Source organism: Pseudomonas sp. HN2-3, assembly GCF_020691745.1.
GTDB classification, from domain to species: Bacteria; Pseudomonadota; Gammaproteobacteria; order Pseudomonadales; family Pseudomonadaceae; genus Aquipseudomonas; species Aquipseudomonas capeferrum.
In genome coordinates this window covers 5,349,874-5,373,183 of sequence record NZ_CP085704.1, presented here as the reverse complement: position 1 = coordinate 5,373,183, position 23,310 = coordinate 5,349,874, and the positions used below count along the sequence as shown (strand labels likewise).

The following is a 23,310-nucleotide window of genomic DNA, read 5'->3' as shown; positions in this document are numbered from 1 at the left end:
TTCGCCGCCATGAACAGAACTCTCTATACCTTGCTGTTTCACCTGGGCCTGCCACTGGTTGCGCTGCGCCTGTTCCTGCGGGCGCGCAAGGCACCGGCCTACGGCCAGCGCATCGGCGAGCGCTTCGCCTTCAACCTGCCGGCCATGCAGCGGGGCGGCATCTGGGTGCATGCCGTGTCGGTGGGTGAAAGCATCGCCGCCGCACCCATGGTGCGGGCGCTGCTCAAGGCCTACCCAGGCCTGCCGATCACGCTTACCTGCATGACCCCGACCGGTTCCGAACGCATTCGCGCCATGTTTGCCGACGAACCGCGCGTGCAGCATTGCTACCTGCCCTACGACCTGCCATGGGCCGCCGGGCGTTTTCTCGACCATGTGCAGCCGAAGCTGGGCATCATCATGGAAACCGAGTTGTGGCCTAACCACATCCACCAGTGTGCCAAGCGGGGCATCCCGGTGGCGCTGGCCAATGCCCGGTTGTCCGAGCGCTCCGCCCGTGGTTATGCGCGTTTCGCCAAGCTGACCCGGCCGATGCTCGCCGAGATGAGCCTGATCGCGGTGCAAACCGACACCGAAGCGCAGCGCTTTCGCAACCTGGGCGCGCTGCCTGCGTGTGTGCAGGTGACCGGTTCGATCAAGTTCGACCTGAAGGTCGATGACCAACTGCTGCCGCGCGCCAGGGCGCTGCGCGAGCAATGGGGCGCAAGCCAGCGCCCGGTGTGGATCGCCGCCAGCACCCATGAAGGTGAGGATGCCTTGATCCTGCAGGCCCATCGGGCGTTGCTGCAGGTGCACGGCGATGCCCTGCTGATACTGGTGCCTCGCCACCCTGAGCGGTTCAACTCGGTGCATGCCCTGTGTGCCGAGCAGTTCGCCACCGTGCGCCGTTCAACCGGTGCCGCAGTCGATGGCCAGACCCGCGTACTGCTCGGCGATACCATGGGCGAGTTGCTGTTCCTCTATGCACTGGCCGACATCGCCTTCGTCGGCGGCAGCCTGGTCGCCACTGGCGGGCACAACCCGCTGGAACCGGCAGCGCTGGCATTGCCGGTGATCATGGGGCCACATGTGTTCAACTTCCTTGAAATCAGCGCGATGCTGAAGGCAGCCGGGGCGTTGCAGCAGGTCGAGGATGTCGAAGGGCTGGCCGAGGCGGTACGGCGGCTGATCGAATTGCCGCAGGATCGTCAGCGCATGGGCGAGGCGGGCAGGGCGGTGATGCAGGCCAATCAGGGGGCCTTGCAGCGGTTGCTGGATGGGCTGGGTGCGCTTATTCGCTGATTCTGGTTCTGGCTTCCTCGCGGTTTTACCCGCGAAGAAGCCCTACCCATCTCAAGGCCTGCGTTCGAAGTTCTTCGCTGCAGCTGCCGCCAGGTCTGGTGGCAGGAAGTCCTTGTCCGGGTTGTAGTCCGGTTTCAGATACCGCCCCAGGTCCTGCAGGTCTTGCGGGCTCAGGGTGCCGGCCGCTTGCTTGAGGCTCAGGTTGTCGAGAATGTAGTCATAGCGGCTGTTGTTGTAGTCACGCACCGAGGTGTACAGCTGGCGTTGGGCGTCGAGCACGTCGACGATGTTGCGGGTACCGACCTGGTAGCCGATTTCGGTGGCTTCCAGCGCGCTCTGGTTGGAAATGATCGACTGCTTGCGCGCCTGCACCTGTTCCACATCGGTATTCACCGCACGGTGCAGGTTGCGCGTGTTCTCTACCACCTGGCGGCGCAGGCTTTCGCGCTGTTGCTCGCTCTGGCTCAGGCGCTGGTAGGCCTCGCGCACTTGCGAACTGGTCAGGCCGCCGCTGTAGATCGGAATATTCAGCTGCAGGCCGATGCTGGTCTGCTCGACGTCGCCGCTGTAACGCACGCCCAGCTGCGAAGGGTTGGTGAAGCCGAGGCTGTCGTTGTCACCCTTTTGGTACTTGGCCACCGCATCCAGGGTCGGGGCATGGCCGGCCTTGCGCTGGCGCAGGGTTTCTTCAGCGGCGTTGACGGCGTAGTTGGTCGCCAGCAGGTTGAGGTTCTGCCGCCCGGCGGTCTCGACCCAGGCTTTGGCATCGTTGGGCGTGGGCACCTGAATCGGCAGGGTGTGGACAACGCCCTGGATCGACGCGTACTCGCGGTTGGTCAGGGTCACCAGGGCTTCGAAGGCATCCTGTACCTGGCGCTCGGCGATGATCCGGTTGGCGCGGGCGGTGTCGTAGCTGGCCTGGGACTGCAAGACGTCGGTCTTGTCGGAAAGGCCCACGTCGAAACGCTCGTTGGACTGGTCGAGCTGGCGCTTGAAGGCTGATTCTTCAGCCTTGGTCGCGGCCAGGTTGTCCTGGGCGCGCAGCACCGCAAAATAGTTTTGCGCCGTCTGTAGAATGAGGTTCTGCTCGGTGGCCGACAGCTCAAGCGCTGCCTGCTCGTTGACCGCCTCGGCGGCCTGCAACTGGAACCAGCGGTCGGCACGGAACACCGGCTGCGCCAGGGTCGCACTCCAGGCGTTGCCGCTGCGGTTGGAAGTCATCGACGGTTCGTCGAGCTTGGTACGGGTGTTCAACATTTCGGCACCGGCCGACAGGTTCGGCAGCAGGCCGGCGCGGGCCTGCGGTACCACCTCGCGGCGGGCGCCATAATCGGCGCGGGCCGCTGCAAGGTCGGCGTTGTTGTCGACCGCCTCCTGGTAGACGCTGACCAGGTCGGTCTTCACCGTCATGGGCACATCCGCTGCCCAGACCACTCCGTTGGACGCACAAGACACGGCTATCGCCAGTGAGAGTTTGCGCAGCATAGAGGCAATCCTTGTACGAAAATTAATTACTGAACTGTTGAGTATCGAGCGATGGGCCAGTGTAGTGCCATGCGCCCCCGGCAACAATCGCCCAGTGCGCCTTTCATCATCCCCGCATTTACCCGCTTGGCTTTGCCGGCCACTCCAGTCTAGACTGCGCATGTTCTTGTCGGGGTGCCTTGTTGCAAAGGCTGAGATCGGAAGTTCCGGATCCCGTTGAACCTGATCAGGTTAGCGCCTGCGTAGGGAACAAGATTGCTCGCTTTCCCGGTGAGCCTCTTGTGCCAGGTCCGGGATTGTCGCCGCTGTAAAAAGCGCAAGGCACCCCCATGTCCGGCACTGCATCCATCTCTGGGTGCGTCCGCGTCTTTCAGGTTCTCCCCGACATTCCATCCGCTAGGAAGCTGTCTGGAGAGCCCGTGATGAGCAAACAAGAAAAAACGATCAACCTCAGCGAATCGGCACAAGTCGATCAGCAGTCCGTGCAACCGTTCCCCCGTTCGCGCAAGGTCTATGTCGAGGGCTCTCGCCCGGACATCCGCGTGCCCATGCGCGAAATCAGCCTGCACGACACCCCGACCGACTTCGGCGGCGAAACCAATGCCCCGGTGCTGGTCTACGACACTTCCGGCCCTTACACCGACCCTGACGTCATCATCGACGTGCGCAAGGGCCTGGCCGACGTCCGTTCGGCCTGGATCGACGCCCGCGGCGACACCGAACGCCTGGGCGGCCTGACCTCGAACTTCGGCCAACAGCGCCTGAACGATGCAGAGCTGGCCAAGCTGCGCTTCAACCACGTGCGCAACCCGCGCCGCGCCAAGGCTGGCGTCAACGTCTCGCAGATGCACTACGCCCGCCAGGGCATCATCACCGCCGAGATGGAATACGTGGCCATCCGCGAGAACATGAAGCTGCAGGAAGCCCGCGCTGCCGGCCTGCTCGACCAGCAGCACGCCGGCCACAGCTTCGGCGCCAATATCCCGAAAGAAATCACCCCCGAATTCGTCCGCGAAGAAATCGCCCGCGGCCGCGCGATCATCCCGGCCAACATCAACCACACCGAGCTGGAACCGATGATCATCGGCCGCAACTTCCTGGTGAAGATCAACGGCAACATCGGCAACAGTGCGCTGGGGTCCTCGATCGAGGAAGAAGTGGCCAAGTTGACCTGGGGCATTCGCTGGGGCTCGGACACGGTCATGGACCTGTCCACCGGCAAGCACATTCACGAAACCCGCGAGTGGATCATCCGTAACTCGCCGGTGCCGATCGGTACCGTGCCGATCTACCAAGCCCTGGAAAAAGTCGGCGGCGTCGCCGAAGACCTGACCTGGGAGCTGTTCCGCGACACCCTGATCGAGCAGGCCGAGCAGGGCGTGGACTACTTCACCATCCATGCCGGCGTGCTGCTGCGGTATGTACCGCTGACCGCCAAGCGCGTCACCGGCATCGTCAGCCGGGGTGGCTCGATCATGGCCAAGTGGTGCCTGGCGCATCATCAGGAAAACTTCCTGTACACCCACTTCGACGAAATCTGCGAAATCATGAAGGCCTACGACGTCAGCTTCTCGCTGGGCGACGGCCTGCGCCCGGGCTCGATTGCCGACGCCAACGACGCTGCACAGTTCGGTGAGCTGGAAACCCTAGGCGAACTGACCAAGATCGCCTGGAAGCACGACGTGCAGTGCATGATCGAAGGCCCAGGCCACGTGCCGATGCAGTTGATCAAGGAGAACATGGACAAGCAGCTGGAATGCTGCGACGAGGCGCCGTTCTACACCCTCGGCCCGCTGACCACCGACATTGCGCCGGGTTACGACCACATCACCTCGGGTATCGGCGCGGCGATGATCGGCTGGTTCGGTTGCGCCATGCTCTGCTACGTGACGCCCAAGGAGCACCTGGGCCTGCCGAACAAGGACGACGTCAAGACCGGCATCATCACCTACAAGATCGCCGCCCATGCCGCCGACCTTGCCAAGGGCCACCCGGGCGCGCAGATTCGTGACAACGCCTTGTCCAAGGCGCGTTTCGAGTTCCGTTGGGAAGACCAGTTCAACCTTGGCCTGGACCCAGACACCGCTCGCGCCTACCACGACGAAACCCTGCCCAAGGAGTCGGCCAAGGTCGCGCACTTCTGTTCGATGTGCGGGCCGAAGTTCTGCTCGATGAAGATCACCCAGGAAGTGCGTGAATACGCCGCCAAGATCGAAACCGTGGACGTGACGGTTGCAGATGGCATGCGTGAGCAGGCCGAGCGGTTCCGCCAGGAAGGCAGCCAGCTGTACAAAAAAGTCTGACTGCAAAACTGCCCTCTGTAGGAGCGGCCTTGCGTCGCGAAAAGGGGCGCGAAGCGGCCCCGGCACGATCAGCGGCGAAGCTGAAACCGGGGGGCCGCTTCGCGCCCCTTTCGCGACGCAAGGCCGCTCCTACAGCGACCGTGTTCAACCTCCTTTAATGCCGAGTGTCTGCAAGCATGACCACCCCCAGCCAATTCTCCCCCGACCACCCGGTCCCCACCCCGCAACGCATCTTTGGCGCACGTGACCTGTTCGCGCTGTGGTTCTCCCTCGGCATCGGCCTGATGGTGCTGCAGGTCGGCGCCATGCTGGCCCCAGGCCTGGGCCTTGCCGGCGCGGTACTGGCCATCGCGCTGGGCACCGGTGTGGGTGTGCTGTTGCTAGGGGCCGCCGGGGTTATCGGCAGCGACACCGGCCTGTCCGCCATGGGCACCCTGCGCCTGAGCCTGGGCAGCCATGGCGCGCGTTTGCCGGCACTGCTCAACCTGCTGCAACTGGTCGGTTGGGGCGCCTTCGAGATCATCGTCATGCGCGATGCCGCCAGCCTGCTGGGCGCGCGGGCCTTCGGTGAAGACAGTGCCTGGAACAGCCCGGTGCTGTGGACCCTGTGCTTCGGTGCGCTGGCCACTGTGTTGGCAGTCAGCGGGCCACTGGCTTTCGTGCGCAAGGTGCTGCGCGCCTGGGGTATCTGGTTGTTGATGGGCGCTTGCCTGTGGCTGACCTGGAACCTGTTTGCCAAGGCCGACCTGGCTGAGCTGTGGAGCCGCGCCGGGGATGGCTCTATGTCGCTGGCGGTGGGTTTTGACATCGTCATCGCCATGCCGCTGTCCTGGTTGCCGTTGATCGCCGACTACTCGCGCTTCGCCCGCAATGGCAAGCATGTGTTCGGCGGCACGGTAGTTGGGTACTTTATCGGCAACACCTGGCTGATGAGCCTGGGCGTGGCCTACACCCTGGCCTTTGCCGCCAGCGGCGAAGTCAATGCCCTGCTGCTGGCCCTGGCTGGCGCCGGCATGGGTATTCCGCTGCTGCTCATTCTGCTGGACGAGTCGGAAAAGGCCTTCGCCGACATCCATTCGGCAGCGGTTTCAACCGGTGTGCTTTTGCCACTGAAGGTCGAGCACCTGGCGCTGGCCATCGGCGTGCTGTGCACCCTGATCGCCCTGCTGGCGCCGCTGGCCCAGTACGAAAACTTCCTGCTGCTGATCGGTTCGGTGTTCGCACCGCTGTTCGGCGTGGTGCTGATGGACCACTACGTGATCCGCCGCCGCCGCTTGCCGGCGCAGGTCGATGGCTTGCACTGGCAGGCGTTGCTGGCCTGGGCCGCGGGGGTGGCGGCTTATCATCTGATCGCCGCGCAAGCGCCGGACCTGGGTGCGACCCTGCCAGCGCTGGTGCTGGCAGGTGTGCTGCATGCGCTACTGAGCTTCAGCCGCGGCCGGGAAACAGCTCAGGCTTGATCACGCCGTTCAGGCGCGGGTAGGGGATCTTCAGCTCGACGTGGCCCATGGAGTAGGGCGCGATGGCATAGACCTCATACTTGACCACCACCGCGCCGTACGTCAGGGCGACGTGCGGCGACTTCTTGAAGGGCCAGGTCTTGATGAATTCGGCGTCCTTGTCCATGCCCACGCTGATCATCCACGCGCGGTGCGACTCTTCGACGGTTTTCCAGAAGGTCTCTTCCTGGCCTGGCACCAGCATGTCCTGCAGGGTCAGGACTTTGTCCAGTTTGCGCGAATAGTTGATGAAGCCACGCCCCGGCATGCCGTGGGCACCCCCGCTGTCCAGGTAGCTGGACAGTTCGATGATCACCAGTCCGTCATGCTGCTCGCGTACCTTGGCCTGCAGGTAGCTGCTGTTGCGCTTGTCGGCGCTGGCCAGGTACTGCTGCTCGTACGCCTGCAAGGTGGTTGGCGCGGCGCCACGCTGGTTGTCTTCGGTCAGTTGCAGCAGGCGCTGTTCGACGATGCCGTCGAGCTTGGGCAGGGCCGGGAAGTGAATGGTGTCGATGTTCACCAGGGGGCAGTCGCTTTCGCTGCAGCCGGGTTTGACGTGCTCCCAGGCGTCACGCTTGACCTCGAGCGGTGCCCGGTAATTAGGCGTGAACAGGCTCTGGCAGGCACCCAGGGCCAGTGCCAGCACGGCCACGGAAGTCAGTTTGACAAGTGTCATGATGATCCTTGCAGAACAGGGAAAAGTCGGCCTTTGACCGTCGGCGCGGCCTTCAGTTCGCCACTAAGCTAACAGACAGAAGGCGCGCTGTCCCGAGTGCGCGAACGGTTGCTGGAAACGGATGAAAGAGGCCGGCAGGCGGAGTAGGATGGCGCGAAGCGGTAAATGAGGTAACGAGGATTTCTATGTCAGACACGCTCAATTCAGTCCCCAAGGCGGTCGAGATCGTCAAGCGGGCCAACTGCTTCCAGGGCTTCTACAAGCTCGACAAGGTGCACCTGCGTCACGAACTGTTTGCCGGGGGCATGGGCCGCGAGATCAGCCGCGAACTGTTCGTGCGTCATGATGCGGTCTGTGTGCTGCCTTATGACCCGCTACGCGATGAAGTGGTGTTGATCGAGCAGTTTCGTGTCGGCGCGCTCGACAAGGTCGCCAACCCGTGGCTGATCGAGATGGTCGCCGGGCTGATCGACAAGGACGAGCAGCCTGAAGAGGTTGCACACCGCGAGGCAGAAGAAGAGGCCGGTTTGACCTTCAGCGCCTTGTGGCCGATGACCCGCTACTTCCCGTCGCCCGGTGGCAGTGACGAATACGTCCATCTGTTCCTTGGGCGTTGCACCAGCGAGGGCGCGGGCGGCCTGCATGGCCTGGAAGAAGAGGGCGAGGACATCCGAGTGCGCGTCTGGTCGTTCGAAGATGCCTTGCAGGCGGTGCGTGACGGCCGTATCTGCAACGCTGCGACGATCATTGGCCTGCAATGGCTGGCGCTCAACAGAGACGAAGTTCGAGGTATGTGGAAGTGAACCTGCTGCGCGAGCGATATCGGGTCGACCTGGTCGGGCTGCAAGCAGCCTGCGAGGCCAACTACGCCCGCTTGATGCGCTTGTTGCCTGACATGCGCACCACCCAGAGCTCGCGTCGTATCGGTATGACCCAAGGCGATCAGATGCTCGGTGTGCTGGTGCTCGATGTGGTGCTGGCCTGCCCGTATACCACCACGCTGCACGTGCGCCAGGAGCACAGCTTGCCGTGGCTGCCAGTGCCGCACCTGGAGGTTCAGGTGTACCACGATGCGCGCATGGCCGAGGTGGTCAGCGCCGAGCACGCGCGGCGCCTGCGCAGTATCTACCCGTACCCCAATGCAGGCATGCACCAGCCCGATGAAAAGGCGCAGCTCAACCTGTTCCTCGGCGAGTGGCTGAGCCACTGCCTGGCCTGTGGTCACGAATTGGCAAGCGTTCGCTGAAATGTGATGTGCGTCGGCTTCGGGTGTTTGCTCGCACCCGTTGCACAGCCATAATTCGTGCTGAATCCGTTCGAGGAGACGGCCGTTGCCGCACCTAGACCCAACCCGCCCCGTGCATGTGGTGCAACTCACCGATGCCCACCTGTTCGCCGACCCGGCCGGCACCCTGCTGGGTCTCAATACCCGGGACAGCCTGCGCCATGTGGTTGCCCAGGTGCAGCGCGAGCAACCGGCCATCGACCTGCTGCTGTGCACGGGGGACCTTTCCCAGGACGCCAGCGTGGCGTCGTATGAAGCGTTCCGCGAGTTGACCGCAGGGTTTGGCGTGGCGACGCGCTGGTTGCCGGGTAACCATGACGAAGCCAGGGTGATGGCCGACATCGCGCAAGGCACGGACCTGGTGCAAGCGGTTACCGATATCGGTGGCTGGCGCATCGTGATGCTCGATTCTGCGGTGGCCGGCGCGACCCATGGCCTGCTCGAAGAGGCTCAGCTGAGCCTGCTTGAGGGTGCATTGAAGACAGCGGGCGAGCGCCATTGCCTGGTGTGCTTCCATCATCAGCCGGTGGACATCGGCTGCGCCTGGATCGCCCCGATCGGCCTGCGCAATGCCCAGGCGCTGTTCGGCATCGTTGAACGTTATCCACAGGTGCGCGGGCTGCTTTGGGGGCATGTCCACCAGCCGTGGGATGAAATGCGCGAGGGGTTGCGCTTGCTGGCCACGCCGTCTACCTGCATTCAGTTCGCGGCGCACAGCGAGGACTTCAAGGTGAGCGAGGAACAGCCGGGCTACCGCTGGCTGCGTCTGCACGCCGACGGGCGGTTGGAGACTGGTGTAGAGCGGGCGCGGGACTTCGACGTGAAGCTGGACTTCGACAGCCCGGGGTATTGACGACCTTGGGGCTGCTGCGCAGCGGCCCTTCAGGTTGCCGAAGAAATTGTTGCGAAAACCCCGCCGCTGCGTCAAAACCCGGCGAACGCGCTACACTGCGCGTCCCTGCGCCTGCCAGATTGGGCGCGAAGCCACAGATTCCGGGGGCAGCATGTCGGGTTCCATCCTCTATATCCATGGCTTCAACAGCTCGCCGCTGTCGAAGAAGGCGCGCCAGCTCGAGGCCGTCATGCAGCAGCTGGGGTTGTCCGAGCGATTGCGCGTACCGGCCTTGCACCATCACCCGCGCCAGGCCATTGCCCAACTGCAAGGCGCTATTGCCGAGTTGGGCGCGCCCCTGCTGGTCGGCAGTTCGCTCGGCGGCTACTATGCCACCTATCTGGCCGAGCGCCATGGCCTCAAGGCCCTGCTGATCAACCCGGCAGTGGCACCGCATCGGTTGTTCGATGGCTACCTCGGCACCCAGCGCAACCTTTACACCGATGAGGCCTGGGAGCTGACTCACGATCACGTGCAGGCCCTGGCCGAGCTGGAAGTGCCCGCCCCCGTGGATGCCAACCGCTATCAAGTGTGGTTGCAGACCGCCGATGAAACCCTGGACTATCGCCACGCCGAGCGCTATTACCGTGCTTGTGCCCTGCGTATCCAGGCCGGTGGCGACCACAGCTTCCAGGGCTTCGTCGAGCACTTGCCGGCGATGCTGGCCTTCGCCGGTGTTGCCCCGAGTTTGCATGCGGCGCTCGACTTTTCTGTGCTCTGACTTTTGTACTCTGACCTTTTGCATTCACCTGACTGACGACGAGACCCCATGGCCAATCCCAGCGCTAGCGCCTATAACGCAGACGCCATCGAAGTCCTCTCGGGCCTTGATCCGGTCCGCAAGCGACCGGGCATGTACACCGATACCAGCCGACCGAACCACTTGGCCCAGGAGGTCATCGACAACAGCGTCGACGAAGCCCTGGCCGGTCACGCCCGTTCGGTGCAGGTCATCCTCCACGCCGACCACTCGCTGGAAGTCAGCGACGACGGCCGCGGCATGCCGGTGGACATTCACCCGGAAGAAGGCGTGTCCGGGGTCGAGCTGATCCTTACCAAGCTGCACGCGGGCGGCAAGTTCTCCAACAAGAACTACCAGTTCTCCGGCGGCCTGCACGGCGTCGGTATTTCGGTGGTCAACGCCCTGTCGACCCAGGTGCGCGTGCGCGTCAAGCGTGACGGCAACGAGTACCAGATGACCTTCGCCGATGGTTTCAAGGCCAGTGAACTGGAAGTGGTCGGCTCGGTCGGCAAGCGCAATACCGGCACCAGCGTGTACTTCAGCCCCGACCCGAAGTATTTCGATTCGCCTAAATTCTCCATCAGCCGCCTCAAGCATGTGCTCAAGGCCAAGGCCGTTCTGTGCCCGGGCCTGCTGGTCAGCTTCGAGGACAAGGGCAGCGGCGAGAAGGTCGAGTGGCACTACGAGGACGGCCTGCGTTCCTACCTGGTCGACTCGGTCAGCGAGTACCTGCGCCTGCCGGACGAGCCGTTCTGCGGCAGCCTGGCTGGCAACAAGGAAGCCGTGGACTGGGCCTTGCTGTGGCTGCCCGAGGGCGGTGACAGCGTTCAGGAAAGCTACGTCAACCTGATCCCCACCGCCCAGGGCGGCACCCACGTCAACGGCCTGCGCCAGGGCCTGCTGGACGCCATGCGCGAGTTCTGCGAATTCCGCAACCTGCTGCCGCGCGGCGTCAAGCTGGCGCCGGAAGACGTCTGGGAGCGCATCACCTTCGTGCTTTCGATGAAGATGCAGGAGCCGCAGTTCTCCGGGCAGACCAAAGAGCGCCTGTCGTCCCGTGAGGCGGCCGCGTTTGTTTCTGGTGTGGTCAAGGACGCCTTCAGCCTGTGGCTCAACGCACACCCCGAGCTGGGCATGCAGTTGGCTGAACTGGCCATCAGCAACGCCGGCCGTCGCCTCAAGGCCAGCAAGAAGGTCGAACGCAAACGCATCACCCAGGGCCCGGCGCTGCCAGGCAAGCTGGCGGATTGCGCAGGCCAGGACCCGATGCGCGCCGAGCTGTTCCTGGTCGAGGGTGACTCGGCCGGTGGCTCGGCCAAGCAGGCGCGGGACAAAGAGTTCCAGGCGATCCTGCCGCTGCGCGGCAAGATCCTCAACACCTGGGAAGTGGACGGCGGTGAAGTCCTGGCCAGCCAGGAGGTGCACAACATTGCCGTGGCCATCGGCGTCGACCCCGGCGCCGCCGACCTGTCGCAACTGCGCTATGGCAAGATCTGCATCCTCGCCGACGCCGACTCCGACGGCTTGCACATCGCCACCTTGCTGTGCGCGCTGTTCGTTCAGCACTTCCGCCCCCTGGTGGAGGCCGGTCATGTCTACGTGGCCATGCCGCCGCTCTACCGCATCGACCTGGGCAAGGAAATCTACTACGCCCTCGACGAAGCCGAGCGTGATGGCATCCTCGACCGCCTGGTGGCCGAGAAGAAGCGCGGCAAGCCGCAAGTCACGCGCTTCAAAGGGCTGGGCGAGATGAACCCGCCACAGCTGCGCGAAACCACCATGGACCCGAATACCCGGCGCCTGGTGCAGCTGACCCTGGAAGACGTCGAGGCCACCTGCGAGCTGATGGACAAGCTGCTGGCCAAGAAGCGTGCCGGTGATCGCAAGAGCTGGCTGGAAACCAAAGGCAACCTGGCCGAGGTCATGGTTTGATTCGGCTGCTACTTGCCGCTTGCCTTGCACTGTTTGCCTTGCCGAGTTTGGCGGGCAACTGGCCGCAGTTGAAGATGGCCGCCGAGCACCCGATCGAGGGTATGCGCGGCGGCAACCTGTCTGGCCTGGCCCAGTGCCGAGGTGCGCTATGGGGCGTTTCCGACCGTGACGACGACCGCGTTTACCGGTTCGATCAACAAAATGCCGTGTGGCGTGCCCAACCGCTGACCTTCATCCCTGCGCCGGTACCGGAGAGCGGTTTGCCGTGGGGGCTGAAGTCGCGCAACTGGGCGGCGTCCTATGTCCGCGGTGGTGAGCTGGACTTCGAAGGCATCACCTGTGACCAGGCCGGTAACCTTTACCTGGTCAGTGAGGCCCACGCTGCTGTCTTGCAGGTCCCCGTCGAAGGCGAGCCGGACTGGTTGAAGATCGACCCGGCCATGGTACGACAGGCCCGGGCCAGCGGCATGCTGCTGAACTTCAATGCCTTGTTCGAAGGCTTGGCGATCAACCCGGCGGGCGACCGCATCTGGCTTGCCGCCGAGCGCGAGCGCCGGGGGCTGGTGGCGATCGAGCGCCAGCAATCGGTGTGGACGTGCGGGCGCAGTTGCGTGCTGCTGAGCGAGGCCGGGGTCGAGATGCAACCGCCGCAGATGCCCAACGCGCGCGCGCTGTCGCGTGACTTCGCCGACCTGGCCTGGTTCGAGGGCAAGCTGTTTACCCTTGAGCGTAACGCCTACCGCATCTGTCGCCGCGACGCCGACAGCGGCAAGGTCGAGCGTTGCTGGTCGTTTGCCGCCGATGCGCTGGTGGATGCTCGCCGCTATGATCAGCCGTTCGGCCTGGCAGAAGCCCTGGTGATCGACGCCAAAGGCGCCTGGATTGGCCTGGACAACAACAATGGCCGCCGCGCCGATGGCCAGGTGCGGCCGATTGTCTGGCGCTTCGAAGCGCCAGAGGGCGGTTGGAGCGCCAAACCATGAGCCAGGCACCGGGCAAGCGTGCTGGCAAGGTACTGATGATCGTCGCCTGGGCGGCGGCGCTGTTCCTTGCCACGCGCTTTTTCGGTCAATGGGAAGATAGCCAGCGCAATCCCAATGCCCAGGTGCGTTCCGAGCACGGCGAAGGCTTTATCGAGGTGCGCCTGCTGAGCAATGGCCAGGGGCATTTTGTGGTGAATGGCGCGATCAATGGCCAGGCGGTGCATTTCATGCTCGACACCGGGGCCACCGACGTGGCGATCCCCGAGGCCCTGGCCAGCGAGCTGGACCTGGCGCGAGGCAGCCCGGTGCTGCTCAGCACCGCAAATGGCCGCACCGAAGGCTACCGCACCCGCTTGAATACCCTGCAACTGGGCGATATCCGTTTACAGGGCGTGCGTGCAACCGTGGTGCCAGGCCTGGACGGCCAGACCGTGCTGCTGGGCATGAGCGCCCTGAAACAACTTGAATTTACCCAGCGCGGCGGCACCATGCTGTTGCGCCAGAACCTGAAATGACGAGGCCCGCATGAGCGACCCACTGGAACTCAGCCTCGACGGCGTCGAACGCCGCTCGCTGGCTGACTTCACCGAACAGGCCTACCTCAACTACTCCATGTACGTGATCATGGACCGGGCCCTGCCGCACATCGGCGACGGCCTGAAGCCGGTGCAGCGACGCATCATCTACGCCATGAGCGAGTTGGGGCTCGATGCCGATGCCAAGCACAAGAAGTCGGCGCGTACCGTCGGTGACGTGCTCGGCAAGTTCCACCCCCACGGCGACTCGGCCTGCTACGAAGCCATGGTGTTGATGGCGCAGCCGTTCAGCTACCGCTACACCCTGGTCGATGGCCAGGGCAACTGGGGTGCACCGGACGATCCGAAGTCGTTCGCTGCCATGCGTTACACCGAGGCGCGCCTGTCGCGCTACGCCGAAGTGTTGCTCAACGAAGTGGGCCAGGGCACCGTGGACTGGGTGCCGAACTTCGACGGCACCCTGCAGGAGCCCGCAGTACTGCCGGCGCGCCTGCCCAACATCCTGCTCAACGGCACCACCGGCATCGCCGTGGGCATGGCCACCGACGTGCCGCCGCACAACCTGCGTGAAGTGGCCAGTGCCTGCGTGCGCCTGCTGGACGAGCCCAAGGCTACCATCGAGCAGTTGTGCGAGCATATCCAGGGCCCGGACTACCCGACCGAAGCCGAAATCATCACGCCCCGCGCCGAGATCCTGAAGATCTACGAAAGCGGCCGCGGCTCGATCCGCATGCGTGCCGTTTATCGCGTCGAAGATGGCGACGTGGTGGTCACCGCACTGCCGCATCAGGTCTCCGGGGCCAAGGTGCTGGAGCAGATCGCCGCACAGATGCAGGCCAAGAAGCTGCCGATGGTGGCCGACCTGCGTGACGAGTCGGACCACGAGAACCCGTGCCGTATCGTCATCATCCCGCGCTCCAACCGGGTGGATGCCGACGAGCTGATGCAGCACCTGTTCGCCACCACCGACCTGGAAAGCAGCTACCGGGTCAACGTCAACATCATCGGCCTGGACGGCCGGCCGCAGTTGAAGAACCTGCGGGCACTGTTGCTGGAGTGGCTGGAGTTTCGTACCAACACCGTCCGGCGCCGCCTGCAGCACCGCCTGGACAAGGTGCAGAGGCGCCTGCACCTGCTCGAAGGCTTGCTGACTGCCTTCCTCAACCTGGATGAAGTGATTCATATCATCCGCACCGAGGAGCATCCCAAGCAGGCGCTGATCGAGCGTTTCGAGCTGACCGAAATCCAGGCTGACTACATCCTCGAGACCCGCCTGCGACAGCTGGCGCGCCTTGAAGAGATGAAAATTCGCGGCGAGCAGGACGAGCTGCTCAAGGAGCAGGCCAAGCTGCAGGCCCTGCTCGGCAGCGACGCCAAGCTGCGCAAGCTGGTGCGCAGCGAGCTGATCAAGGACGCCGAAACCTACGGCGACGACCGCCGCTCGCCGATCGTCGAGCGTGCAGAAGCCAAGGCGCTGTCGGAAAACGAGCTGATGCCGACCGAGCCGGTCACCGTTGTGCTGTCGGAAAAGGGCTGGGTGCGCTGCGCCAAGGGCCACGACATCGACGCCACCGGCCTTTCGTACAAAGCTGGCGATGGCTTCAAGGCCGCAGCCGCCGGGCGCTCCAACCAGTTTGCCGTATTGATCGACTCCACCGGCCGCAGTTACTCGGTGGCCGCGCATACCTTGCCGTCTGCGCGGGGGCAGGGCGAGCCGCTGACGGGCCGCCTGGCGCCGCCACCTGGGGCGACCTTCGAGTGCGTGCTGCTACCTGAGGACGATGCGCTGTATGTGGTGGCGTCGGATGCCGGTTACGGCTTCGTGGTCAAGGGCGAAGACCTGCAGGCCAAGAACAAGGCCGGCAAAGGCCTGCTCAGCCTGCCCAACGGCGCCAAGGTCATGACCCCGCGCCCGGTGGCCAACCGCGAGCAGGACTGGCTGGCGGCGGTCACCACCGAGGGCCGGCTGCTGGTGTTCAAGGTCAGCGACTTGCCACAGTTGGGCAAAGGCAAGGGCAACAAGATCATCGGCGTGCCTGGTGATCGGGTGGCCAGTCGTGAAGAATTTGTCACCGACCTTGCGGTAATCCCTGAAGGCGCAACCCTTGTATTGCAAGCCGGCAAGCGTACGCTATCGCTGAAAGCGGACGATCTGGAGCACTACAAGGGCGAACGGGGCCGGCGCGGCAGCAAGCTGCCACGCGGCTTCCAGCGCGTCGATGGGTTGCAGGTGGAAGGCCCGGCGTAAGCTGCTGAAATGTCTGGAACGGCAATTTCAGGGCCGTTCCGGGCAGAAATGCTGGAGTCGGACAGCTATTTCGCGGATGATATGGCCCTTGCGGTGCCGGCGTGGCCGTGTGCCCGATTGAATCTACATGAGTATCACTGCGGTCTGCCTGTGGCGACCGCCTGGATGGGATGATGAAACTTCTGCGCCTTCCATTTGCGCTGTTGATGACGGGCCTTCTGGGGCTGGGCGGATGCAGCATGCATCAGCCTGTGGCCTTGTACCAGCTCGACAGCGGTGATCCTGGCCAGCCGTCGCAAAGCGCGGGCATGGCCGTGGTGCTGGGCCCGGTATCGGTTGCCGATTACCTGCAACGCGAGACGTTCCTGCAGCGTCAGGCCGATGGCAGCCTGAGTTCGGCGACCGACGGTCGTTGGGCCGGCAGCCTCTCGTCGGACATTGACCAGTTGCTGGTTCGCCAGCTGGCCTGGCGCCTGGACAGCCAGCGCGTGGTGCTGGCCCCGGCGACCACCGGTTTCAGCCCGGACGTGCAAGTGTTGCTGTCGATTACCCGCCTGGACTCGGGCAAGGACCAACCGGCGATTCTGGACGCCCAATGGCGCCTGCTCGACCGTCGTGGCCATGTGCGTGACAACCGCATCGTTCACCTTGAGCAGCAGCATGAGGGCAGCGAAGCGTCGCAGGTGCAGGCTCAAGGGCAACTGCTGCAAAAGCTGGCCGAACAGCTGAGCACGGCGGTCAAGCCGCTGGCCAATCAGCCAGCCATTGCCGAAGAGGCGCCGAAGAAGCCCGCTGCGCCGGTACAGGTCAAGAAGGCACCCGAGAAGTCCAAGATCCCGATGGCTTCGCCGATTCGTACCGATATGGAAGTCTATCGGTTCTGATGGTTCCGCCTGATACAAAAAAGCCCGCATCGATGCGGGCTTTTTTGTATCAGCTGCGCGGGCCTTTGTAGGAGCGGCCTTGCGTCGCGAAAAGGGCTGCGCAGCGGCCCCAGATTTCAGCGTCGACGCCACTATTGCTGGGGCCGCTGCGCGCCCCTTTCGCGACGCAAGGCCGCTCCTACAAGGGCCGCTGCGCGCCCCTTTCGCGACGCAAGGCCGCTCCTACAAGGGCCGCTGCGCGCCCCTTTCGCGACGCAAGGCCGCTCCTACAAGGGGCGCTGCGCAGCCCTTTCCGACCGGTCCGGCGCCCCGGCAAGGCGGCCTTTGTGTCAGGCCCGGCGCTCGTGCATCCGCGCCAATTGCCGCTCCAGCATCGACGGATACGGCTCCATCAACCGCTCTACACAGCAAGCGCCTTCCGGGCTGGCAATCGGGCGGATCCGCGCGCGTTGACGGATCAGCGCGTCATCACTGATCTGGCGCTCCACCAGCAGCAGGTTACGGCTGTGCTGCGACAGCGCCAGGGCATCCTGGGCTTTTTCGGCCATCAGCAGGTCAACCAGCTCCAACCCTTGCAGGTCATTACCCAGCGCCAGGCCCAGCTGCAGTTGCAGGGTAATGCCGCTGTCGGCCACTTCGATCTGCAAGGCATGGCCCAGCGCACGCAGTAACTCGCCACAGCAGATCGCGTTGGTCAGGTAGTCCTCGCCACAGTCGCGGCTGTGGAACAGCACCAGGGTGCTGCCGTCGTTAAGCGTGTGGGTTTCACCCTCATACAGCGAAGCGGCCTGTTCCAGGCAGTCGCGGTAGCGCTCGAGCAATTCGGTCAGGCGCGTGCGCGGCAGACGGCGCAGTTGCTCCTGGGAGCCGAGCTGAACGGCCAGTACGGCGCTGTTCTGCGGCTCGTCCGAATCGTATGGCACAGGCTTGGGCGCGCTTTCGTCGTTGTCCAGCAGCCCGGCAAAGGCATCGTCGTCCTCTTCGTCAACCTGGGCGACAACCTTGGCGCGCGGCGCAGTCTTAGGGGCCGGCGCGTGATCGTGCAGGTCGTCGAAGTCGTCTTCGTCGTCCTCTTCTTCCGGCTCTGGCTCAGGTGGCGGCGGCGGAGCGAGGCGAGTATGCAGCTGGCGGGCAATATCGCCGATCTCGTCCTGGCGGTCGGTGGCCGGCGTATAGGGCTGCGGGTCGCGCAGCCACACCCGCAACTGCAGCAGCGGTGTGGTGATATGGCGTGCCTGGCGCAGGCTCAGGCTCAGCGCCAGGGCCAGCAGGATGGCGGCGAGGATGCCCATGCTCTGCAGGCTGATCAGCATCGGCTGCTGGAACTGGCTCATGTCCAGGCTGATGCGCAGTTGCCCGGCCGTGACGTCCTGGAAGGTGATCTTGGTCTGGTACAGGCCTTCGGCTTCACCCAGCAGGCTATTGCGCGGACGCTGGCCAGCCTCGGCGAGGATGCGGTTGTCCACGCTGTAGATGGCCGCATGGGCCACCAGCGGGTTTTTCACCAGGTTGCCCAGCAGCACGTTGAGGCTGAGGATGTCGTTGGACACCAACAGCTCGGTGGCCGACGTGGCCGTCTGCGTGGTCAGGCTCTGGCCGAGCGCGTCGGCCTGCTCGTGCATGGCCTGCTTGAACTGCAGGCCCATCACACAGGCATAGATGACCAGTGCCAGTGCCACCAGGAATATGTTGGTGCAGGCGATGCGTAGCGCCAGAGGGACGCGACGTTGACTCAGGGCACGATAGATCATCAGGAAGAAGTTGTCTGGCTTGACGGGGGTGGGCCGGTTCACAGCGCTCGGCTCTTAATGGCATAAAAGTGTGGGGCAGTATAGCGACACCGGTTTTGTCGGCAAAGCATCGTTCGCGCCCGATGGTCACTGAAAATCGGTAGAATGCGCATTTTTCATCGAAGTCGGAGTCCGGTCTTGCGCGAAATCGTCCTGATCAACATCACAGGTGAAGACCGTCCAGGTCTCACTGCGGCCATCACTGGCGTCCTGCTGCAGGGCGGTGTGAGCATTCTCGACATCGGCCTGGCCGTCATGCACGGCACGTTGTCGTTCGGCATTCTGGTCGATATCCCGGACAACGAAGTGGCCACTCGCCTGCTGCAAAGCGTGCAGGCCAAGGCCCACGAACTGAATCTGCAGGCCCGTTACACGCCGATTTCCGAGGCGGATTACCAGCATTGGGCCGATGGCCACGGTGAGGCGCGTCATATCGTCACCCTGCTCAGCCGCAAGATCACCCCTGAGCAGTTGCAGCGCGTCAGTGCGGTCATCAGCCAGTACGGCCTGACCATCGAGCGCATCGAACGGCTGTCTGCCCGCGTGGGGCTGGATGCCGAGACCGAGAAGGGCAAGGCGGCCATCGAGATCTCCGTGCGCGGCGTGCCGAGCGATGCTCAGGCGTTGCGCGCAGACTTCTTCGCCCTGGCAGAAGCCTTGAGTGTCGACATCGCTTTCCAGAAGGACGACTTGTTCCGTCGCAACCGCCGCCTGGCGGTATTCGACATGGACTCGACCCTGATCGAGGCCGAAGTCATCGACGAGCTGGCCAAGGCCGCTGGCGTTGGCGAGCAGGTGGCAGCGATCACCGAGCGGGCGATGCGTGGCGAGCTGGACTTCCGCGCCAGCTTCAAGGAGCGCATGGCGTTGCTCAAAGGCCTGGATGTAGGGGTGCTGGATGAGATCGGTGCGTCGCTGCGCCTGACCGAAGGTGCCGAGAACCTGTTCGCCGAGCTCAAGCGCCTGGGTTACAAGACTGCGATCCTGTCCGGTGGCTTCACGTACTTCGCCAAGCAGGTGCAGGCGCGCCTGGGTATCGACTATGTGTTCGCCAATGAGCTGGAAGTGGTCGACGGCAAGGTGACCGGCGTTGCCGTGGAGCCGATTGTCGATGCTCAGCGCAAGGCTGAACTGCTGCAGCAACTGGCCAGCGAAGAGGGCTTGCAACTGGACCAGACCATCGCCGTGGGGGATGGCGCCAACGACCTGCCAATGTTGTCGCTGGCCGGCCTGGGCGTGGCCTTCCGCGCCAAGCCGCTGGTGCGTCAATCGGCCAAGCAGGCGATTTCCACCCTGGGGCTGGATGGGGTGCTGTACCTGTTGGGCCTGCGCGATCGCGACGCGCGCGGTTGATCTGAACGACCGGGGCTGCACAGCAGCCCCAGCTTCTACAAGGTGATCAAGCCTGCGCAGGCGCTGCCAACTGCTGGCCCATGCGCACTGCCGACCCCGCACCCAGGCTTTCAGCCCACTTCACCTGCTCTGGCCCGAACAGCACGATGGCGGTCGAGCCCAGTTTGAAGCGGCCCAGCTCGGCACCTTTTTCCAGGTGGATCGGCGCACGGCTGGCTTCGTCGTAACGGAAGGTCTTCAACTCACGCTTGGGCGGCGTTACCAGGCCGGCCCAGACCGTCTCGATCGAAGCAACGATCATCGCACCTACCAGCACCACGGCCATCGGGCCGCGTTCGGTGTCGAACAGGCAGACGACGCGCTCGTTACGGGCAAACAGCTCGGGCACGTTTTCGGCCGTGGTCTGGTTCACCGAGAACAGGCGGCCCGGTACGTACACCATCTCGCGCAGGGTGCCGGCCAGCGGCATGTGCACGCGGTGGTAATCCTTCGGCGACAGGTAAATGGTGGCGAATTCGCCGCCCATGAACGGCGCGGCCAGGGCCGGGTCGCCACCCAGCAGCTCCAGGGCGCTGTAGCCGTGGCCCTTGGCCTGGAAGATGCGGCCGTGCTCGATCGGGCCAAGCTGGCTGACAGCACCGTCGGCTGGGCACAGGATGGCGCCGGGGGTTTCGTCCAGCGGACGGGCGCCGGGCTTCAAGGCACGGGTGAAGAACGCGTTGAAGTGTTCGTAAGCGCTCAAGTCCTCGACCAGGGCCTCGGACATGTTCACCTGGTAGCGCTTGGCAAACCAGGCGGTGAAGGCGTTTTTGAACCAGCGTGCACGGCACTCGGCAATGCAGCCGGCCAGCCGCGACAGCAGGTGGTGCGGCAGCAGGTACTGGCTGATGATGAACAAACGGGATTTCATGCAGGTTCCTTAAACTTCAACAGGCGTGTCCGGGTGGTTGCCCCATTCGCTCCACGAGCCAGCGTAGGCCTTGACGCGTGGGTAACCGAGGGCTTTGGCCACCAGGTAGGTGAAACCGGAGCGGCGGTGGCTCTGACAATGGGTGATCACTTCCTTGTCGGGCGTGATGCCCAGCTTTTGCAGGACTTCGGCGATGTCGTTGCGGATGCGCAAGTGGTCGTTGAGGTCCATGCCGGCCGTCCACTCGAAGTTGACCGCGCCGGGGATGTGGCCGCCTTTGGCTGCCAGCACCTTCTCGCCGCTGTACTCCAGCGGGCCGCGGGCGTCCCAGATGACCAGGTCATCGGCGCCCAGGCGGCTTTGCAGGTATTCGCGGGTGGCCGTTGGCTCACTGTGCACCTGCAGGCGCACGGTGGCATTGCCGCTGGCCGGCACGTCGGTGGAGAGCGTGTCCGCCGGCCAGGCCTGAATGCCGCCATTGAGGTAGTGGTAGGCCTTGTGGCCGATCACGTCGAGCAACCAGATGAAGCGCCCGGCCCAGCCGCCGCCTTCATCGTCATAGACCACGTAGACGGCATCGTCGCGATGACCGAGCTCGCTGAACAGTTTTTCCAGGTCGGCCAGTGCCGGCAGCAGGCCCGGCGCTGGTGGCAGGCCCAGCTGAGTGCGCTTGCCTTCGACGAAGCGGGCGCCGGGGACGTGCCCGCTGACATAACGGTTCGCGCTGCTCAAGTCGACCAGGATCAAGTGCGGCGAACCCAGGCGCGGCAAGAGATCCGCGGCTTCGATCACCAGGGGCAGGCCGGAAAAGTCAGTCATCCACGGTCTCCAGTGTGGAAAGAGGGGCGATTGTAGCGCAAGGCTCAGCCCTTGCGGTTGGCAAACACGGACAGCGCGCGCTCGATGCATTGCGCGGTTTTACCAAAGGCTTGCACGCTGATATCGGCCAGAGGGTTGCCGCCTTGGTCGGCCACCGCCAGCATCATGACCTGGTCGTTGACTGCCAGCGAGCGCAGCAGCAGGTGCTCGCTCCGAAAGAGCGCGCGCAGCGGTGCAGGCAGCAGGGCCGAGAACTGGCCGTGGTTTTCCGGGGTCAGGCGCAGTTGCCCGGCCTTGCTCATCAGTTTTTGCAGCAGCTTGCTTTGCGGCACTTGCAAGGCCATGGCAGCGGCTTCCTTGGGCAGGCCGGCGGTCTGCTGTACGCGCAGGTAGTCGGTCGCCTTGTCTAGGGTCAGCAGCATGATGCGCTGCATGCCGCAGGCCAGCAGGGCCTCGCGGGCCTGGGTGGCCAGGTGCACGGTATTGGTGAACGGGCTTGGCTGCGCCAGCAGGTCCTGGCACAGCGTGCGCCAGCGGTTCAGTTCTTCACTGCTGGGCGGCGGTGGCGCCAGCATGCCTGGGTGCGGGCGGCGTTGCTGCCAGGGCCAGATCAGCGCTTCGGCCGGGTGGAACAGTGCCTGGTGGGCATGGCGCCGGGCGCTGGCCGCCGCTTGTTGGTGAACCTGCTGCTGCACGTCATCCAGCGACGTCTGCAGGTACAGCGCGGTCAGCAACTGCCAGCGCAGCAGGTGCGGGTTGTCCCAGCCCACCTGCGCCGCCAGGGCCAGGCCGTTGGCCAGCAGCGCGGTATTGGCCGGCTGGTTGAACCAGCGGCGCAGGCCGGGCTCCTCATCCAGGCGGTGTTGCTGGCTCAGCACGTCCTGATCGCGGGCAATGTTGAACACCTGCGCCAGTTGCTCGCGTTCATCCAGCAGCATGCGGTAGCCCTGGGTCACCCATTGCGGCAGGCGCCAGTACTCGGCCATGGTCTGGCACAGCGCCATGATGCGCACACCGAACAGTTCCTGCTCCACCTCGGCGGCTTTCTCACCCTTGTGGATAACCCGCAGCTCCCAGGTGTCGAGCAGCTTCGGGTAGGCCAGTGCCAGCGGCCAGAGTGGGGCGAGGAACAGCAGGCTGCCCCAGTGGATTTCTTGCCACAAGCGCGCCAGGCGGCTGGCGAACAGGCCGCTGGCCTGCTGCGAGGCGTGCTGGCTGATCAGCTGGAACTGGCCCAGTACCGGCGGGACCTCGTCGGCTGGCAGCGAGGGCAGGCGCTTGAGCAACTGCTCGATACGCGTCAGGCCCAGCCGGTTCAGGGCAATTTCCAGGCTCTCGGCGGGCTCGGCCTGGCTGGCGTTGGCCGGGTGATTGGCCTCACGCATGACCGAAAGCACCAGTGCCGGGCTATCCTGCATCAGTTCGGCGATATCGCGCAGGGAGCGGCGGCTGTCGTTTATGGCCGCCAATACCCGGTCGTAACTCTGTTTCGGCACAGGTATGCGAACACTCTCCAGCAGCTTTACCCAGGCCTCTAACGTACGTGGCGGCTGAGCGGGCACCTTGGTTTCAATTGGCATTTTGACATCAGTCCGAACTGGCTTTTCGCTTTGAGTGGCTATAGTCTGGCGCAGTTCTGCCGATAAGTAGAAGAAGAGTTTTAAAGCTCCCGTCTCTCACCCTGACCACGAC

The 23,310-nt window shown here is 64.2% G+C and carries 19 protein-coding genes and 1 riboswitch; of the genes, 13 read left to right on the top strand and 6 right to left on the bottom strand.

Features of this window, described 5'->3' with window-relative positions; genetic code table 11:
- Positions 1-9 precede the first annotated feature (9 nt).
- On the top strand, positions 10-1,281 hold the full coding sequence (waaA, locus tag LJX93_RS24415; protein WP_227696497.1) for a lipid IV(A) 3-deoxy-D-manno-octulosonic acid transferase: 1,272 nt from the start codon (positions 10-12) through the stop codon (positions 1,279-1,281).
- A 51-nt stretch (positions 1,282-1,332) separates the two neighbouring features.
- Here the strand turns inward: waaA and LJX93_RS24410 are convergent, their stop codons facing one another.
- Positions 1,333-2,766 carry a TolC family outer membrane protein gene (locus tag LJX93_RS24410; RefSeq protein WP_033701841.1) on the bottom strand — a complete coding sequence of 478 codons (1,434 nt, stop codon included), beginning with the start codon at positions 2,764-2,766 and terminating at the stop codon, positions 1,333-1,335.
- A gap of 160 nt (positions 2,767-2,926) precedes the next feature.
- Positions 2,927-3,032: riboswitch (TPP riboswitch) on the top strand.
- 156 nt (positions 3,033-3,188) lie between these two features.
- Between LJX93_RS24410 and thiC the strand changes: the two genes are divergently transcribed.
- Together thiC and cytX are read left to right on the top strand one after the other, a co-directional pair.
- Positions 3,189-5,069 carry a phosphomethylpyrimidine synthase ThiC gene (thiC, locus tag LJX93_RS24405; RefSeq protein WP_033701840.1) on the top strand — a complete coding sequence of 627 codons (1,881 nt, stop codon included), beginning with the start codon at positions 3,189-3,191 and terminating at the stop codon, positions 5,067-5,069.
- A gap of 176 nt (positions 5,070-5,245) precedes the next feature.
- Complete coding sequence (cytX, locus tag LJX93_RS24400) at positions 5,246-6,529, top strand: putative hydroxymethylpyrimidine transporter CytX (protein WP_227696496.1); 1,284 nt, start codon at positions 5,246-5,248, stop codon at positions 6,527-6,529.
- On the opposite strand, the gene LJX93_RS24395 is transcribed toward cytX, so the two are convergent.
- Positions 6,498-7,244: an RsiV family protein gene (locus LJX93_RS24395; RefSeq protein ID WP_033701838.1), complete on the bottom strand. Its 747-nt coding sequence runs from the start codon at positions 7,242-7,244 to the stop codon at positions 6,498-6,500. The genes cytX and LJX93_RS24395 overlap by 32 nt on opposite strands.
- Before the next feature lie 185 nt (positions 7,245-7,429).
- On the opposite strand from LJX93_RS24395, the gene LJX93_RS24390 reads away from it, so the two are divergent.
- The 9 genes from LJX93_RS24390 (at position 7,430) to LJX93_RS24350 (ending at position 16,746) form a co-directional block, all read left to right on the top strand.
- Positions 7,430-8,047 carry an NUDIX domain-containing protein gene (locus LJX93_RS24390; protein ID WP_033701837.1) on the top strand — a complete coding sequence of 206 codons (618 nt, stop codon included), beginning with the start codon at positions 7,430-7,432 and terminating at the stop codon, positions 8,045-8,047.
- Positions 8,038-8,490 (top strand): DUF1249 domain-containing protein, encoded by a 453-nt coding sequence (locus LJX93_RS24385; RefSeq protein ID WP_027592506.1) that lies wholly within the window; start codon positions 8,038-8,040, stop codon positions 8,488-8,490. The genes LJX93_RS24390 and LJX93_RS24385 overlap by 10 nt, the downstream gene beginning before the upstream one ends.
- 85 nt (positions 8,491-8,575) lie before the next feature.
- Entirely contained in the window at positions 8,576-9,382 is an 807-nt protein-coding gene (cpdA, locus tag LJX93_RS24380) for a 3',5'-cyclic-AMP phosphodiesterase (RefSeq protein WP_033701836.1), read from the top strand.
- Positions 9,383-9,533: 151 nt separating this feature from the next.
- A complete protein-coding gene (locus LJX93_RS24375; protein WP_227696495.1) occupies positions 9,534-10,142 on the top strand; it encodes a YqiA/YcfP family alpha/beta fold hydrolase in 609 nt (202 codons plus the stop codon).
- Between the two features lie 48 nt (positions 10,143-10,190).
- Positions 10,191-12,095, top strand: a complete 1,905-nt coding sequence (gene parE / locus LJX93_RS24370) for a DNA topoisomerase IV subunit B (RefSeq protein ID WP_033701834.1) — start codon at positions 10,191-10,193, stop codon at positions 12,093-12,095.
- Complete coding sequence (locus tag LJX93_RS24365; protein ID WP_227696494.1) at positions 12,092-13,078, top strand: esterase-like activity of phytase family protein; 987 nt, start codon at positions 12,092-12,094, stop codon at positions 13,076-13,078. The genes parE and LJX93_RS24365 overlap by 4 nt, the downstream gene beginning before the upstream one ends.
- The gene (locus LJX93_RS24360) at positions 13,075-13,593 is read left to right on the top strand and encodes a TIGR02281 family clan AA aspartic protease (RefSeq protein WP_227696493.1); all 519 of its coding nucleotides are present in this window, start codon (positions 13,075-13,077) and stop codon (positions 13,591-13,593) included. Before LJX93_RS24365 ends, LJX93_RS24360 begins: the two co-directional genes overlap by 4 nt.
- A 10-nt stretch (positions 13,594-13,603) precedes the next feature.
- Positions 13,604-15,862 carry a DNA topoisomerase IV subunit A gene (parC, locus tag LJX93_RS24355; protein WP_033701831.1) on the top strand — a complete coding sequence of 753 codons (2,259 nt, stop codon included), beginning with the start codon at positions 13,604-13,606 and terminating at the stop codon, positions 15,860-15,862.
- Positions 15,863-16,035: 173 nt separating this feature from the next.
- Positions 16,036-16,746, top strand: a complete 711-nt coding sequence (locus tag LJX93_RS24350; protein WP_033701830.1) for a membrane integrity-associated transporter subunit PqiC — start codon at positions 16,036-16,038, stop codon at positions 16,744-16,746.
- A gap of 329 nt (positions 16,747-17,075) precedes the next feature.
- On the opposite strand, the gene LJX93_RS24345 is transcribed toward LJX93_RS24350, so the two are convergent.
- Complete coding sequence (locus LJX93_RS24345; protein WP_047582294.1) at positions 17,076-18,539, bottom strand: AhpA/YtjB family protein; 1,464 nt, start codon at positions 18,537-18,539, stop codon at positions 17,076-17,078.
- A gap of 135 nt (positions 18,540-18,674) precedes the next feature.
- Here LJX93_RS24345 and serB point away from each other — a divergent pair, with 135 nt between their 5' ends.
- The gene (gene serB / locus LJX93_RS24340) at positions 18,675-19,889 is read left to right on the top strand and encodes a phosphoserine phosphatase SerB (RefSeq protein ID WP_033701828.1); all 1,215 of its coding nucleotides are present in this window, start codon (positions 18,675-18,677) and stop codon (positions 19,887-19,889) included.
- Positions 19,890-19,935: 46 nt separating this feature from the next.
- On the opposite strand, the gene asd is transcribed toward serB, so the two are convergent.
- The 3 genes from asd to LJX93_RS24325 are packed head-to-tail and all read right to left on the bottom strand — an operon-like array spanning position 19,936 to position 23,198.
- On the bottom strand, positions 19,936-20,799 hold the full coding sequence (gene asd, locus LJX93_RS24335; RefSeq protein ID WP_033701827.1) for an archaetidylserine decarboxylase: 864 nt from the start codon (positions 20,797-20,799) through the stop codon (positions 19,936-19,938).
- A 9-nt stretch (positions 20,800-20,808) separates the two neighbouring features.
- Positions 20,809-21,618 carry a rhodanese-like domain-containing protein gene (locus tag LJX93_RS24330; RefSeq protein WP_033701826.1) on the bottom strand — a complete coding sequence of 270 codons (810 nt, stop codon included), beginning with the start codon at positions 21,616-21,618 and terminating at the stop codon, positions 20,809-20,811.
- Between the two features lie 44 nt (positions 21,619-21,662).
- Positions 21,663-23,198 (bottom strand): HDOD domain-containing protein, encoded by a 1,536-nt coding sequence (locus LJX93_RS24325; RefSeq protein WP_047582298.1) that lies wholly within the window; start codon positions 23,196-23,198, stop codon positions 21,663-21,665.
- Between the last annotated feature and the right edge of the window lie 112 nt (positions 23,199-23,310).